Here is a 15963-nt window from a genome sequence, read left to right as displayed (position 1 = left end):
ATTTATCATTACAAGCTATTAAAAGCGTCAGTCAATACAGGCACAATTTGCGATTTGCGCGATACAACGCCTTTTAGAACAGCCTTATTGTCGTCCAACTGAACATTATAGGCTTTCTCAACCGCTTGTGCTTGGCTTCCCAGGGCAATACCAATGGAATCACTGTTCACGATGTCTGTTACAACGAACAGGAACAGATCGAGATTTTTGGCCTCAATGGTTTGGGATAATGCAGCTTCTAGGTCAGCTTGACGCGATAGCACATCGTTGACGTCTACTGCGTTCACTTGAGCAATTTCCACTTTGCGACCATTCATCTGAAATTCTTTGGCATCCAGACTTACTAACTGTTCAATGGTATGACCACTCAAATCAGCTCCCGCTTTAAGCAAGTCAAAACCGTAACGATCTGCATCTACACCAGCAATTTCAGCCAGTTCACGAGCAGCAGCTACGTCTTGATCCGTGCAAGTTGGGGATTTAAACAACAGGGAATCGGAAATAATCGCGGACAACATTAGACCTGCGATTTCTTTCGGAATCGCTATACCATTTTCCTTGTAGAGCTTGTTCAAAATGGTGGCTGTGCAACCCACCGGCTCAGCGCGGAAGTATAACGGCTGGCTTGTTTCAAAGTTAGCGATCCGGTGATGGTCGATGACTTCAGTTACACGTACCTTGTCAATATCAGCGGCGCTTTGCTGGCGTTCATTATGATCGACCAGAATGACGTTGTCCGTTTCAGCAGCAACCTGCTCAACCAGACGTGGCGCGCTCACTTTGAAATAATCCAGTGCATACTGCGTTTCCCCGTTCACCTCGCCCAGACGAACCGGCTCTACGTCCGCGCCCAGTTTGGTTTTTAAGTCTGCATAAGCAATAGCTGAGCAAATGGTATCCGTATCCGGATTTTTATGCCCGAAAATCAACGTTTTTGCCAACATAATCGACTCCTTTGCCTTAGGCATTTTACATGATTGTGAAACCTCAACAATTCCAATGCAGATTATATCATTAAATCTCGCATTCTCCCATTCCCCTTTGATTGTTTTCAAAAATAATCTAGTAAATTCATAACATTTCCATGGAATCTACATGTAATGTTACCCTTATTTTTTCTAAAAATATAAAAAACATATAGTAATATATCCCACCAATATGGTAAGATATGCCTCAAAACTGGCAAGTTAGTCACCAGTGGTCAATTCTATTATTTTAGATATTAAGGGAGGCGTGAGAACAACGGCAGTGGCTTCAAATCCTAGTATGTAGACATATCATATTTTGATTGAAAAGAGGGAAATCTTTGAAAAAGCCGATCATTTTGAAAAAAATACCTGTCGTATCACTCGCTCTTGCCTTGACGGTAAGCTTGTCTCTGCCGTCTGTCAGTTCTGCTGCTACCGCAGATCTACAGCTCAACTCATTTTTGGAAGCTCAGCAAGCATTGACTATTGAGGCGGCTCCGGCCTTCATTTCGCCAGAGCTAAGCACAGACTCTTCCCGCCAGGTCAGAGTCATCGTACAGCTTGATGGTGAGCCCTTAGCCGTAGACAAATATGCGGCACGTACAGGCGTCCAAGCTTTCACAGCTCAATCTGAGCAAAAAGCGGAATCCGCGATTGCCACCGAGCAAACTACGTTCGTGGACCAAGCCGCTGAGCATGGTATTTCTCTCCAGGTGAATTACCAGTACAACACGGTGCTTAACGGCTTGGAGGTCACATTGCCGGCCAATAAGATTCCAAAACTGGCTAAACTGCCAGGCGTAAAATCCATTCATGAAAACAAAACGTATTATTCCATCCCCGTACAGGACCCACCAACACTTACAGCCAGTGAAGCCACTTATGATAACGCACCGCTGGACCAGATTGGTGTTCCTGAAGCCTGGGCCAAAGGATTGAATGGCGAGGGAATCAAGGTCGGGGTTATTGATACCGGTATCGATTATGAGCATCCGGATTTGAAAGAAGCCTATAAAGGCGGATATGACTCTTTTGAACAGGACAACGACCCTTACGAGGAACCGTTCCTTGAAAAAGAGAATGACCCATACGGCACAGGTTTTAGCGGAACGACACATGGTACTCACGTCTCCGGCACGATTGCCGGTAAAGCCGCAAATAAATCCTCAGATATTGTACAAAAGGGTATTGCCTATAAATCGGACTTATACGTGTATAAAGTGCTTGGACGCAATACCAAGACGGGTCGTTCCTCCGGTTCCTCCGCACAGGTCATTGATGGGATTGAACGCGCTGTCAAAGATGGTATGAACGTCATTAACCTGTCGCTGGGCTCGGATTCCGAAAAGGACCCGAACTCCCCGGATTCCATTGCTATTAATAATGCTGTACTTTCCGGCGTAGTCGCAGTCATAGCGAATGGTAATGCGGCACAGGATGGCCCCTATTTTTATTCCATGGGTTCTCCCGCAACATCACAGCTGGCGATTTCCGTCGGTGCAGCTACTTCGCCGAGCAAAAGCTTCTCGGGTACAGCTTCGGTCACCCGTGACACCTATTGGGAGGCTAACGGTGAATTGAAAAAGGCCGTAACTAATGATGCTTATGCACATTATGATTTTAATTTGATGGGCTGGGAGACGGGCAGAGAAGACTTTGCCTCCATTTTGGGAACTGCCCCTTATGAGCTCGTATATGCGAATCTGGGACAACCTGATGATTTTGAAGGGAAAGACGTAGCAGGAAAAATCGTCCTCGTTTCACGCGGCAACTTGGCATTCGTGGATAAAATCGCAAATGCGAAAAAAAACGGTGCGAAGGCTGTTATCGTATTTAATGGGAATACAAAAGCGGGCGACATCACCAAAGCTGATTTAGGGGAAAGTATTTCAGGTCGCGATGACTACGTTAATTCCAATTTGGGTGACAGCTTTGACTTTATTCCAACCTTTGACATGAAAGGTAAGGAAGGCCGTGCACTGGCTAAACAAATCGTAGACAACGCTGGAGAAAAGTTCTCAGTTTCCTTTGGAGCAGACTATATTCGCACAGATAATGCAGGTAATACCATGGCCGATTTCAGCTCCCGCGGACCGAACGGAGATGAACTGCTCAGTATCAAACCAGACGTGAGCGCACCAGGTGTTGGCATTTTATCAACCTACCCTGCTTTCGCCAAGTTCTATCCAGATGCATCTTATGAGCAGGCTTACAAACGTAGCAACGGTACAAGTATGGCGTCTCCACATGTGGCTGGACTTGCTGTACTGCTGAAGCAGCAGCATCCGAACTGGACACCGTTTGATATCCGCGCTGCGCTCGCCAACACTTCAATTACACTCTTTGATGAGGATAAAATCCAATATGATGTGTATTCCCAAGGTGCAGGCCTTGTAAACATCGCTAATGCGATTCAGACGCCAGCCCTGCTGGAAACCGTCGAAAAGATTACGATTCTCGACAAAAACTTTAATCGGCAGGAGGTTGTAAATTATAATCCTTCCGCCAGCTTCGGGGTGTTACGACCTGGTAGTGATGCGAAGCAGATTCAGCTTCAACTCAAAAACTTGTCGGCTAACACTGTGCAATATGAAGCGAGCACCGTTTTACATGATAATGTAACTTCTGATCCAACTCAACCGATTGCTACACCTGACGTGAGCAACATTGCCGTTCAGTTGCAAGGTGTGGGCGCGAATGGAGCAATCTCGGCAGAACCGGGTAAATCGCAACCGTTCTTCCTGTCTGTACAACCAAATTCGGGTGCAGCCACAGGTGTATATGAAGGGGAAGTTATTCTGAAAAGCGCCGGACTGCCAACACTTCATCTGCCTTTCGTCGTTCATGTGGGCAAAGAAAATCCTACAAATGGCTTCGGCTTGCAGGACTTGAGTGTCACCAACCCAATTATTTATCCGAGTCGTACAGGTGCTCAACGTTCAACAGATTTGGCATTCCGCCTGACCACAGATAAAACCAACCAGATCGCGCTTTATGTATACGGCGTAGATGATAAATTAATCGGTCTTATTGACGGCATTACGACTTCCAAAGAACAAGGAGCCAACGCTCGCCTCAAACAAGGCGCATATTCCTTCAAGGATATTGACGGAAGTTACGTCGAATTAGATGACAAGGGAAAACCTGTTCTGGATGCTAATGGTCAGCCCGTGATTCAGCATTTGAAGGACGGCGTATACAAGCTGGAAGTCAGTTCTCCAGAACTGAATAAAGACGGCGAAGTCGTACGCAATGCTGACGGCCCTAAACTCTTCACCGCCACTAAAGCTATTCGCGTGGATAATAGCGCCGCATCTAGCGGTAGTGGTGGAGGCGGAGGTGGTGGAGGTGGCGGCAGAAGCAATACTACACCTTCTGCTACAACGAACACATCCACTCCTGTCCCTACATCTGCACCTTCACTTCAAAGCGTTGTGAAACAAGGACAGGCTGTTAAAACTATCACTACAGCCGTTGCATTGAACAATAATGTACAGTCGCTGACAGTAACCGATGCAGATTTGCAGGCTGCCGTGACAGCAGCAGGTTCCAGCCCGACAGCTATTGTACTGTCGGCTACTAGCCAAGCAGGCCAAACGACGAAGGCATCGCTCACTTCCACACAACTGGTAACGTTGGGCAAGGCTGCGGCAGGAAGCAGCTTGATTGTAAGCAATACAGGCTCTTCTATGGCTTTGCCAGTATCCGCTCTGAAAAATGTTCCTGCTGGTGCAGGCATTGAAGTGGTAATCAGCAGCCAGACAGAGGCGAGCAGCACTTTTACAAGTAAGCTGAAAGGCTCCAATGTGATCGGCACCCCGGTAGGGTTTGAAGCTAATGTTGTCACTGGTGGCAAGAGTCAATCGCTCAAAGTTGCTCCAGGACAGTTTATTAGCAGATCCTTTACCGTACCTGGTCAAATTGATTCCAATACAGCCGGTGTACTCTATACGGCAAATGGAAATGTCTATCCCGTTCCATCCGTCTTCACCAAGCAGGCTGATGGATCTACCGTCGTCAAGGTAAGCCGTCCGGGCTTCTCGACGTATGCAGCGGCGACACGTCCCGTTAGCTTTGAAGATATTTCATCGTCGTATGCCCAATCGGAAATTCAATCGCTAGCGAACAAGTTGCTGATTAACGGCACGACTGACACGACTTTCTCACCGAAAAAGAACGTGACACGTGCAGAATTTGCAGCCCTGGTAACCCGAGCACTCGGCCTGACACCGGGTACTGCTGCACCATTCAGTGATATCCCGGCAGGTAGCTGGTACTCCGGCGATGTAGCAGCCGCTTATGAAGCAGGATTGATTACGGGCCGCAGCAGCGACAAGTTTGATCCGAACGCTAATATCAGTCGTCAAGAAATTGCTGTCGTGCTGGGTAAAGCTGTAGACCTGCTTCAAATCAAAGCTACAGCCGATGGCCCTGCACGTACACCGTACCATGATGCTTCATCCTTTGCAGGCTATGCCAAGGACAGTATTGAAAAAGTAAGTGCAGCAGGTATCATCAACGGAGAAGCGATCAAAGGCTCCTCCTACTTCCAGCCGAATGCACCTACAACCCGTGAGGCATCCGCCAAGGTTCTTCACGTGCTTTTACAAAAAGCTTCGCTGATTAACTAACAATAGAAAAGCCTCCCGAGCCGTGTTATAACCAAAGCTGCGGTACGGGGGGCTATTTTTATGTTACGCCATAATCTTAAATACTATACTGTTCCCGCTAAAGGTAGCGTAACTTTGAATACACTTCCCGTTCCCGGTGTGCTTTCGGCCGTAATGTTCCCGCCATGTGCTTCCACGATAGACTGTGTAATGGCCAGACCAAGGCCCGCCCCGCCTGAGCTACGTGTACGCGATTCATCTCCACGATAAAAACGCTCAAATATCCGCTCCAGCTGTTCTTTACTCATGCCTGGTCCGTTATCACGAATTTGGATATTCACCAACTTCTTACCTGCAGACAGGTTTACCTGGATCACACCTCTTTCCATATCAGTATGCTGAACAGCATTGTGAAACAGGTTGAGCACTACCTGCTTGATTTTATCCCCTTCTGCCAATACCCGTATACCTGCCGTCATATCAAAAACCACTTTACGTGTACCTGCCAGCATAAGGAGTTGCGGTTTCATTTCCAGCAGCAATGCATCTAGTGATATGTCTTCCAGCTTCAACTCCGGTGTTCGATCCAGCTTAGCCAACAATAGTAAATCAGAGACCAGTTTATTCATCCGCTTGGATTCACCATACATACTTTCTAGTGCCGACTGAAGCTGCTTCGGATTAGATGCTGCCCCACGAAGCAGCACTTCCAAGAAGCCGTGAATAGAGGTGAGCGGGGTGCGTAGTTCATGGGAAGCATCCGCAATAAATCGTCTCATCTGCATCTGCAATTCCCGTTCGGCAGCAAAAGAATGCTCCAACCGTTCCAGCATCCCGTTAAATGAAACCGCCAAACGATCCACCTCATACTGACCCTGCTCTGCGTCAAAGCGCTCGGCCAGATTGCCCGCATCGATACGTTTGACTGCCTGGACCATCCTGGAAAGGGGTACCAACGTGCGGCGCAGCACAGGAAGCATAAGCGCCAACCCAATCGCAAGCGCAATCAGTGATAATAAAATAAAGGTGCGAAGCTGGTTAATCAACTGCTCTTGCATAGAATTCGTGGATACGCCCATTTGAAGTAAACCGGACGAACGGTCAGGTGGACCGAGCGGACGGAATACAACCAGTTGCTCTTTCCCCTGAGCATCCGTGATTAATTGATAGCCGTGACGCATACGTTTGCTCTGCTGCATCGCATGATATTGCTCAGTGGTGAGACGTGGCGGCTTAAGCCCGTTTTCGTTGGACAAGCTCTGGAAGGTGCCATCTATATCTACAGAAGCGAGCGACATATCCGGCCAGAACAAAAACGGCCCCGGTCGATTATTCCTCCGATTGCTTTGTTCTTGGGGAGCGGTTACCCCACTCTGCTCCTGTGAATCCTTAATCAATAAATCGGCAGGAATTGAATTCAGCTGCGTATCCATAGCTTCTGCCCGACTGCGATACAGAAAATCTTTCATTAGAAAATATTGTAGAAAACCAATTAATACGAGCAGTAAAGCCAAAATGAGTAACGTTCTGGCTAAAAGCTGGGACCGGAGAGAACGGAGTGCATATTTTCTCCGGCTTTTCCCGCCCGCCTTCATAGCAGATCCACCCGGTATCCCACACCGCGCAGCGTACGAATGACCCGGTGCTCCTTGTCTTTGAGTTTTTCACGTAAGGAGCGAATGTACACCTCAACAATATTATCCTCGCCTCCAAAATCGTACCCCCATACCCGGTCCAGTATACGACTTTTACTCAGCACAATCCCGTGGTTTAGCACCAGAAACTTCAATAGTTCATATTCGGTAGGCGACAGCTCCAGCACCTGACTCTGATAACGAATTTCCTTCCGTCGATCATCCACTTGAAAGGGTCCGTGAACCACTTCGCCTAGCAGATCGGGGAACTGATTGCGCAAGCGCGCTTCAATGCGAGCCAACAACTCATTAAAACTGAAGGGCTTCACGACATAGTCATCCGCGCCAATTTTCAAACCCTTTACCCGATCGTCTACATCATCCTTGGCGGTCAGCATAATAACCGCGATGTTATCCTCCGTCTCCTTGAGACTTTGGCACACCTCAAAACCGTTCATTTCCGGCATCATCACATCCAGCACCGCTACATGCGGACGAAACTCTCTTGCCAAATCGAGCGCTTCACTCCCGTTCTCGGCGGTTCTGACTTCATATCCTTCATTAATCAGTCCAAGCTCTAAAAATTGCAAAATATGAGGCTCATCATCTGCCAGCATAATTTTAACTCCGTGTATTGGATTCATTATTAATCTTCCCTTTCATGTTGCCTCATTTTTCTCATAAAAAAGTCAGTTCATTTATTCCCTGTATCTAATATACCTGAATCCTGTCGCAAAAAAAGCACCCCTGCTCAGCTTTCAGCTAACGTTCAGGGAGCGCTCAGAACCCATTAAGGTACCTATGGCATGATAATAGCAAGCCGGTAGTTCACCGGGCCAAGATCAGAAGCGACTGGTCATTCCGCAGTCCTGAAGATAGCGGCTAGAACAACGGAATAAATACAAAGAATTTTCACAGGGAGTGGAATGAACATGATTAAGAAATGGTTTAAGACCAGGGCGGACATCTCCCTGATCATCATTATGCTGATATCCGCATTTTTGAACGGATACAACATCTGGCAAGACAAATATGTAAACACCTACTATACGACGGCCGTAGCAAGCATGCTACAGAGCTTTCACAACTTCTTTTTCGCCTCACTTGATTCTGCCGGATCGGTAACGGTAGACAAACCGCCTGTGGTGTTCTGGATTCAGACACTGAGCGCCTATATATTCGGGCTTCACGGATGGAGCGTTATCTTGCCACAGGCGCTGGCTCAGGTCGGATCGGTATTGCTCGTTTACTTACTCGTCAAACCGAGCTTCGGTACGATATCCGCACGATTGGCGGCCTTCGCCATGGCAACGACACCGATAGCCGTAGCGGTCAGCCGCACGAATAACATCGACGCTATGTTGGTTTTCACACTATTGCTCGCAACATGGCTGTTATTCAGAGGCATTAGAAATAGCAAAACAGGGCTGATCCTCGCAGCTTTTGCAGTCGTAGGCATCGCCTTTAACGAAAAAATGTTACAAGCCTATATGATCGTTCCCGCTTTGGGACTGTTCTATCTACTGGCCTCCAAGTTTAACTGGAAACGAAAAGCAGTAACACTGGCAGGATCGGCAGTCATCCTCCTGATCGTGTCGCTCTCTTGGGCAGTCGTGGTGGACTCCACTCCAGCAGACGAACGCCCTTATATGGGGAGTAGCGGTACAAACTCTGTACTGAATTTGGCCTTTGGTTATAACGGCCTGTCCCGTCTGACAGGAGATCAGGGAACAGGTGGTACTCGTGGCGGTCAACGCACGGAGCAGAACAATAAAAGTACAACGAATAGCAACAATACGAACTCGGATCAGGTTCAGACGACTATATCATCAGACAGCACTACCACTACGGGTGACTCTGGTGCCAACAACATGACAGCAGGCGAATTCGGTGCAGGTGGTCAAATGCCACCGGGTGGATTTGGCGGCAATGATCAAGGCGGTCCTGGAGACGGGCAAGGTGGCCAGGGCGGTCCTAGCGGTGGACCGGGAGGAAATTCCGGTGGCGGCATGTTCGGCACTGGTGAAAAGGGACCTTTACGGTTGTTCCAATCCTCCCTGTCAGGTCAAGCCAGCTGGCTGCTTCCATTTGCATTAATTGCTTCCATCGGTCTGCTTGCAAGCATTCGACGTCGTAATATCACACAAAAACACAAAGAGGTCATCTTCTGGCTGGCCTGGTTGATTCCCGTAGCTGCATTTTTCAGCGTAGCAGGATTCTTTCATCATTATTACCTGATTATGCTCGCGCCACCAATTGCAGCGCTCTTTGGAGCAGGATTCGTAGAATTGTGGAAGCAGTATCGTGAGCGTTCCAACTGGCTCTCCTGGCTGTTACCCGCAGCAGTATTGGCAACCTCGGTATTTAGCTGGTTTGTTTTGCAAAATTACAACGATACCATTGGCAGCGGCTGGTCCATCGCGGTATTGATCCTAGGGATCATCGGCACGGTGCTGCTGATAGTAGCACGATTGAAATCTGAGAAGTTCACAAGATTCGCCATCATTGCAAGTGTACTCGCTATGTTTATCGGTCCTGCATACTGGGCATTGACACCGATCATCTACGGGGGGAACAGCATGATTCCACAAGCCGGACCGTCACAATTTGGCGGCGGTGGAGGTGGTAGAATGCCAGGCGGCAATGATGGCAACAGAGGCCAGAGCGCCAATGGACAACAAGCTGAAGGAACTCAAACGAGTAACCAGACCAACAATACAAAGCAATCCAGCTCTGATGGAAATACTTCAAGCACACAAACAAGTACAGACACGGAACAGAAATCTTCTACCCGTTCCAGAGGAATGGGAGGACCGAACGGTAGTCAAAGTTTAGATCAAAAAACGTTGAGCTATTTGCAAAAAAATAACACAGGTGAAACCTACCTTTTCGCAGCAAGTAATTATTCAACGGCTGCTCCTTACCTGGTTGAGGCCGGACAAAAAGTGATTATTATGAACGGTTTTGTATCTTCCGATCCAGTCTATACCGTCGATAAGATCAAGGCGCTGGTCGAAAGCGGTCAAGTGAAATACTTCATGATTTCTGGTGGAGGCGGTGGTGGTCCGGACAGTGGTAACTCCGAAGTCACTGCATGGATCAAAGAACACGGCAAAGTAATCCCTACAGATGAATGGAAAACAACAACGGGTGAAACAAGTACAGACGTCAAAGCAACCGACAGCGAAAGCGACACCACAAACAGCAATGCGAACGCTCAGGATGGTCAAGGTGGCCCTGGCGGAGACGAACGTGGCGGAAGCGGTACTTTATACGAAATCACATTATAAATGAGGAGGAACTACGAATGAGTGAACCCATCCGTTATTCCATAGTTATTCCGATGTACAACGAGGAAGCCGTTATTACGGAAACCTACCGGAGGCTGAAACAAGTCATGGGCTCAATGGGTGAGCCCTACGAGCTGATCTTCGTAAATGATGGAAGTTCGGACCGCAGCGTCCAATTGATCAAGGAATTCAGTCTCAGAGATGACACCATTGTATTGATTGATTTCTCTCGCAATTTTGGTCATCAGCTAGCGATTACCGCCGGGATGGATTATGCGGTTGGGGAGGCGGTCGTCGTCATTGACGCCGACCTCCAGGACCCGCCGGAACTGATTGTTAAGATGGCTAACAAGTGGAAGGAAGGCTATGAAGTGGTCTACGCCAAACGACTCAAACGCAATGGCGAAACTCGCTTCAAGAAATGGTCTGCCAGCCTCTTCTACCGTGTACTTAAAGCATCAACGGATATTAATATCCCGGTCGACACCGGAGACTTCCGCCTAATGGATCGCAAGGTCATAGAAGAATTGAAACGGCTGCCGGAAAATAACCGATTCGTTCGTGGACTGGTCAGCTGGATCGGTTTCAAACAAACTGCTGTAGAATATGAGCGCGATGAGCGGCTCGCAGGCGAAACCAAGTATCCGTTGAAACGAATGATCAAGCTCAGTCTGGACGGGATCACATCCTTTTCGATTAAACCGCTCAAACTGGCAGGGTATATCGGTGCACTTCTTTCCATGTCCGGCTTCCTGTATCTGATGTACGTACTGTTTCTCAACTTTTTCACCGACTCCTATGTGATGAAGGGCTGGTCGTCTATGATTAGCATCAGCCTGATCTTCGACGGGGTGATCCTGATCATTCTCGGTATTATGGGTGAATATGTTGGACGCATTTATGACGAAACCAAAGCACGCCCGCTATACATTGTCCGTGAGCATCTGGGTGGACAATACGAAAACGGTCTGACGCATGCTATGAAAGTCCCTGAACCCCGTGACTCCCTGTACATGCAAGGAGCCCGTGAGAGCCTGATTTCGACAGGACGCACCGTGCGCGGCAACAGTGCAGTATATACCGGACCCAAATCCGGTCATGGAGCCTAACCCATGAAAAGTCGCATGGTCCAGCTGCTTCCTATGATCCGATTTGGCATCGTAGGTCTGGTGAATACGGGTGTAGATTATATCATTTTTATGCTGCTGGCTTGGGGCGGAGTGCCGGTCATTGTAGCGCAGGTCATTTCGTACAGCTGCGGCACAGCCAACAGTTATATTTTGAACAGCAAATGGACATTCAACAAACAACTATCAAACGACACTAACAAGCGTCAATTACCCAAATTCATCATCATCAACCTCATCGTATTAGGGATAACCTCCTTATTACTGCAAGTGCTTCACACTGGAACCGAGTTGCCACTTGCTTTAGGCAAGCTGATCGCGACCGCAGCCGGAATGATCATCAATTATATCGGGAGCCGATACTGGGTATTCGGTTCCCCATCCCGAAAGGAAAGTGAGTTTCTATGAGAAAAATTACAAAAGCTGTTATTCCAGCCGCCGGATTAGGAACCCGTTTTCTACCAGCTACGAAAGCTTTACCGAAAGAGATGCTTCCAATCGTAGACAAGCCGGCTATTCAATATATCGTAGAAGAAGCCATCAAGTCCGGAATTGAGAGCATCATTATCGTAACGGGGCGTAATAAAAAAGCCATCGAGGATCATTTTGACAAGTCTGTGGAGTTGGAGCAGGTACTGGAGAGCAAAGGTAAATATGATCTCCTACGTGAAGTTCAAAGCATCGGGGGTAAAGCAGTCATTCACTATATCCGTCAAAAAGAACCCCTCGGCTTGGGACACGCGGTAAGCTGCGCTCGTCAGTTCATTGGCGATGAGCCCTTTGCCGTGTTGCTGGGCGATGATATTATGAATTCCTCCACCCCGGCGATTCGTCAAATGATGGATGTTTACGAAGCGACTGGCAAGCAAGTCGTCGGCGTGCGCACAGTGGAAGAACAGGATGTGAGTAAATACGGCATTATTGACTCCACTCACCAGAACGGTCTCATTCACGAAGTCGGTGGACTTGTTGAAAAACCATCTCCGGCAGAGGCCCCCTCGCGGCAGGCAGTCATTGGTCGGTATGTGTTAGAGCCTTCCATTTTCTCTATATTGGAAAACCTGTCCACTGGAGCGGGCGGTGAATACCAATTGACAGACGCCCTTCATCAAGTAGCCTTGCAGAACCAACTGCTCGCATTAGAACTGGAAGGCACACGTTATGATATTGGAGATAAAGCTGGATATCTGGAAGCCGTGCTCCACATGGGGATGCAACGCGAAGATTTGCGTCCAATGCTTGACTCCATGATGCGCGAGTGGGCGCTTGCTTCAATGATAAAATAGGGGAATTGCCTTCCTCCGAAATCCGACGGGTGCTGTGAAATCACGAGAGTAGATGGATGAACATGTAAACTTGTACAATATAGGAGTACAGCAGCATTTGAATCTGCACGGCCGCCCAGCCAAAACTAAGGAGGAAAAGGACCTATGATACCTGAAGGAAATCTGCAAAGTAATGTGGATCGTTTCAACGGTTTTGCCGACAACTACGATCAGCACCGCCCGGAAGCGCCGTCACTCGTCGTGGAAATTATCAGCCGCTATCTGGAGCGAGACGTAGAGCTAGTTGCCGATCTTGGCTGCGGTACAGGACTTTCAACCTTCATATGGGAAAACGCCGCTCGGCAAATCGTCGGTATCGAACCTAACCCAGATATGAGAGGAAAGGCGCAGCGCAAGCTGGAGACAGCAGGAACGACAAGGGCAGGAACCATTTCCTTCAAAAGCGGGTTCTCCAACAACCTGCCCTTTGAGGACGGAACTGTAGACGTCATCACCTGCTCTCAATCCTTTCACTGGATGGACCCCGAGAGCACGCTTCAGGAAGCGGGCAGGGTCTTGGCTCAGGGCGGCGTGTTCGCGGCCTTTGACTGTGACTGGCCTCCGTTGCTGCAATGGCAGATAGAGCAAGCTTATACAGAGCTTATCACCAAAGCGGATACCCTTTTGGAGCAGGAAGCCCCAGTAGAGCAACAAGCTCATAAATGGAGCAAGGATCAGCATTTAGCTAATCTGCACCGCAGCGGACAATTCCGATATACCCGGGAGATTGTCTTCCATAACCGTGAGCAGTGTGACACAGCTCGCTATACAGGGCTCGCTCTCAGCCAAGGGGGTATTCAAAGTCTCTTCAAACTTGGCAATCGAGCGCTTGACGTCGATATAGCCCGCTTCGTGAAGCTGGTAGAGAATCATTTTCAGGGCAGAACACTAGACATCCTGTTCAGCTATCGCATGCGGCTCGGCATCAAGTAGAAAGGAATCAAGGTCATCGTGGATGATACGCTCTTCGGCTTAAGGCAAAAAAGGCCCTCCCTCGCCTCGCAAAAACGAGTGCGTACAGGAGAGCCTTTTTTGCTTCAATAAATTGCTACAGTCATATCCTTGCAAACCTTAGTCACAGTTCCGATGTGTCTTCGACTTAGGAAGAGCGAACAGCCAATAAGTGCGCCAACCGATCAGGGTAGTCCGTGATGATGCCGTTCACCCCGGCCTCCAGCAGACGCTTCATTTCTTCTGGCTCATTCACCGTCCATGGGTGGTAGACGACGCCTAATGCCAAAGCCTCTGATACAGCTTCTGGTGTAACAACTTGTTTGTAGGCATGAAGTGCTGTAACCCCGAATTGGGTGGCATACTCCGATGGACGAACCATAATTTCGATATACAGCGCCCCCGTCTTGATTTCAGGAGCAAGCTGCGCACAGAGCGCCAGCGATTCGTGATTGAAGCTGGATATGATTACCCGCTGTTCTAACCCAAAACGCTTCACAGCAGCAATGACCTCTTCCTCCATTCCCGGATAGAGATAAATGCTATTTTTCAACTCTAAATTAATAATTATATCCGAGGACTGGGCTAGTTCCAGTAGCTCATCCAGCATCGGGACCCGCTCACCTCGGAATTTCTCATCAAACCAACCGCCCGCATCCAGTTTATTTAATTCTTCCAGCGTAATATCCCTTACATCCAGTGAGCAACCTGTCGTACGCTCCAGCGACTCATCGTGAATTAGCACCAGATGCCCATCTTGGGTGCGCTGCACATCCGTTTCTATACCTGTTGCTCCCAGTTCCAAGGCGTGGCGGAATGCCGCCATCGTATTCTCAGGACATACACCTGAAGCTCCGCGGTGTGCGAAGTTAATCACCTTTTCGGTTACAGTCACAACATAACCCCTCCTGTCATTTCACAGGAACATTATACCTGCTCATTGTTTGGGCTGTATAAAATATTCGTCACAGCTGCCACTTCTTCTATGCCGTTTGAACAATCTTCCCGATCCAATCGGAATAAAACGTATTCCCGTTCCGTCGATCAAAATCAGCCGCCGCTGACTCTGCCAGTGGCCTAAAATACGCAATGATTTCTGTCAATGTGCGATCCTCTTTACCCCATTCCAAGGAAGCAGGCAACCGGATCAACCGTTTTTCTCCCGAAGTATCCAACTTTTGCAGTAGACTCACCATCGTCGCATAAAAATACATCTGCTCCAGCCCGCTCTCATAGTCCAGCGCCATATGTAGATGACGCTCTACCACTTCGATTCCTTGAATCGGATCAGCAATTGCCAAATATTCGATATGCTCCGCTATCGTTTTCAGAAAGTCGCGGTCATCCCGAATTAGGCGATAGCCTTTGCGATGATTGTCCTTCGCCTGAGCTGCTTCCCCTTGACGATAGAGCGGCAATAATACCTGAGAAAGCGTCACATGCGGTACTTCTGCACATTTCATCCGTCCCGATAAAATCGGTTTTGCCACGGCAAGCGCCTGCTCATCTTCTCCTGTCAAGTAGTAGAAACGTACCATCTGGCTTTGCTCGCAGGCCTCACAATCACTCATACTGTCCCGCTCGACCAAGCGGAAGGTATCCAGATATCGCCGTGCTTCATCCAGTTCACCCATGTCCATCGCGATGCGGAACTTATAATAGTAATATGGACGCTCATTATACCCGTATTCGGCATAACGTCTGCGCATATCCTCCGCCAGATCTTCTATTTGAGTCTTCGATATATTGGAAAAGCTGCACACCTTCCCGAGTATCCATTTGTAATTCCACAACAGCTCATCTGCGTCGTATTCCTCTGGATTTTGATCAAATTGGCCCAGCTGCCACGAAAAAGCAATCAGCGACTTCAATGGATATCCGTTAAAAATAGCGCAGTCTACAATCTCTCCCCGGATTTCATAAGCAAGTTCCTTCAACCCGGAAGTGTCTGCCAAGCGGACAGCTTCTTCCAGAATCGCCAGCTTTGCTGCCCCTCCGGGCAGATCCTGCGCCTGCTCCATCAATTCATATATCGTATCTTCCATTTGGCTCCCCCTA

The 15963-nt window shown here is 48.4% G+C and carries 11 protein-coding genes; 6 read left to right on the top strand and 5 right to left on the bottom strand.

Annotation, left to right across the window (positions count from 1 at the left end; translation table 11 throughout):
* Positions 1-8: 8 nt before the first annotated feature.
* On the bottom strand, positions 9-941 hold the full coding sequence (locus tag C1T21_RS12395) for a manganese-dependent inorganic pyrophosphatase (protein ID WP_061830773.1): 933 nt from the start codon (positions 939-941) through the stop codon (positions 9-11).
* A 365-nt stretch (positions 942-1306) separates the two neighbouring features.
* Between C1T21_RS12395 and C1T21_RS12390 the strand changes: the two genes are divergently transcribed.
* The gene (locus C1T21_RS12390) at positions 1307-5599 is read left to right on the top strand and encodes a S8 family serine peptidase (protein ID WP_103048476.1); all 4293 of its coding nucleotides are present in this window, start codon (positions 1307-1309) and stop codon (positions 5597-5599) included.
* An 83-nt stretch (positions 5600-5682) separates the two neighbouring features.
* Here C1T21_RS12390 and C1T21_RS12385 read toward each other — a convergent pair whose 3' ends face one another.
* Together C1T21_RS12385 and C1T21_RS12380 are read right to left on the bottom strand one after the other, a co-directional pair.
* Positions 5683-7173, bottom strand: coding sequence for a sensor histidine kinase (locus C1T21_RS12385; RefSeq protein WP_103048475.1), 1491 nt, complete (start codon positions 7171-7173; stop codon positions 5683-5685).
* The gene (locus tag C1T21_RS12380; RefSeq protein WP_061830691.1) at positions 7170-7856 is read right to left on the bottom strand and encodes a response regulator transcription factor; all 687 of its coding nucleotides are present in this window, start codon (positions 7854-7856) and stop codon (positions 7170-7172) included. The genes C1T21_RS12385 and C1T21_RS12380 overlap by 4 nt, the downstream gene beginning before the upstream one ends.
* 288 nt (positions 7857-8144) lie before the next feature.
* On the opposite strand from C1T21_RS12380, the gene C1T21_RS12375 reads away from it, so the two are divergent.
* The 5 genes from C1T21_RS12375 (at position 8145) to C1T21_RS12355 (ending at position 13887) form a co-directional block, all read left to right on the top strand.
* Complete coding sequence (locus C1T21_RS12375; protein WP_103048474.1) at positions 8145-10502, top strand: glycosyltransferase family 39 protein; 2358 nt, start codon at positions 8145-8147, stop codon at positions 10500-10502.
* Between the two features lie 17 nt (positions 10503-10519).
* Entirely contained in the window at positions 10520-11611 is a 1092-nt protein-coding gene (locus C1T21_RS12370) for a glycosyltransferase family 2 protein (protein ID WP_103048473.1), read from the top strand.
* A 3-nt stretch (positions 11612-11614) separates the two neighbouring features.
* The gene (locus tag C1T21_RS12365) at positions 11615-12037 is read left to right on the top strand and encodes a GtrA family protein (protein ID WP_103048472.1); all 423 of its coding nucleotides are present in this window, start codon (positions 11615-11617) and stop codon (positions 12035-12037) included.
* Positions 12034-12915 (top strand): UTP--glucose-1-phosphate uridylyltransferase GalU, encoded by an 882-nt coding sequence (gene galU, locus C1T21_RS12360; protein WP_025723867.1) that lies wholly within the window; start codon positions 12034-12036, stop codon positions 12913-12915. Before C1T21_RS12365 ends, galU begins: the two co-directional genes overlap by 4 nt.
* A 144-nt stretch (positions 12916-13059) precedes the next feature.
* Positions 13060-13887 (top strand): class I SAM-dependent methyltransferase, encoded by an 828-nt coding sequence (locus C1T21_RS12355; RefSeq protein ID WP_103048471.1) that lies wholly within the window; start codon positions 13060-13062, stop codon positions 13885-13887.
* A gap of 166 nt (positions 13888-14053) precedes the next feature.
* Here the strand turns inward: C1T21_RS12355 and C1T21_RS12350 are convergent, their stop codons facing one another.
* Together C1T21_RS12350 and C1T21_RS12345 are read right to left on the bottom strand one after the other, a co-directional pair.
* Positions 14054-14800 carry a glycerophosphodiester phosphodiesterase gene (locus C1T21_RS12350; protein WP_103048470.1) on the bottom strand — a complete coding sequence of 249 codons (747 nt, stop codon included), beginning with the start codon at positions 14798-14800 and terminating at the stop codon, positions 14054-14056.
* Positions 14801-14888: 88 nt separating this feature from the next.
* Positions 14889-15950 (bottom strand): hypothetical protein, encoded by a 1062-nt coding sequence (locus C1T21_RS12345; RefSeq protein ID WP_103048469.1) that lies wholly within the window; start codon positions 15948-15950, stop codon positions 14889-14891.
* Between the last annotated feature and the right edge of the window lie 13 nt (positions 15951-15963).

Source organism: Paenibacillus sp. F4 (assembly GCF_002894905.1).
GTDB lineage: Bacteria > Bacillota > Bacilli > Paenibacillales > Paenibacillaceae > Paenibacillus > Paenibacillus polymyxa_B.
Note: the sequence above shows the minus strand (reverse complement) of the source record. Positions and strands in the feature narration are given on the sequence as shown.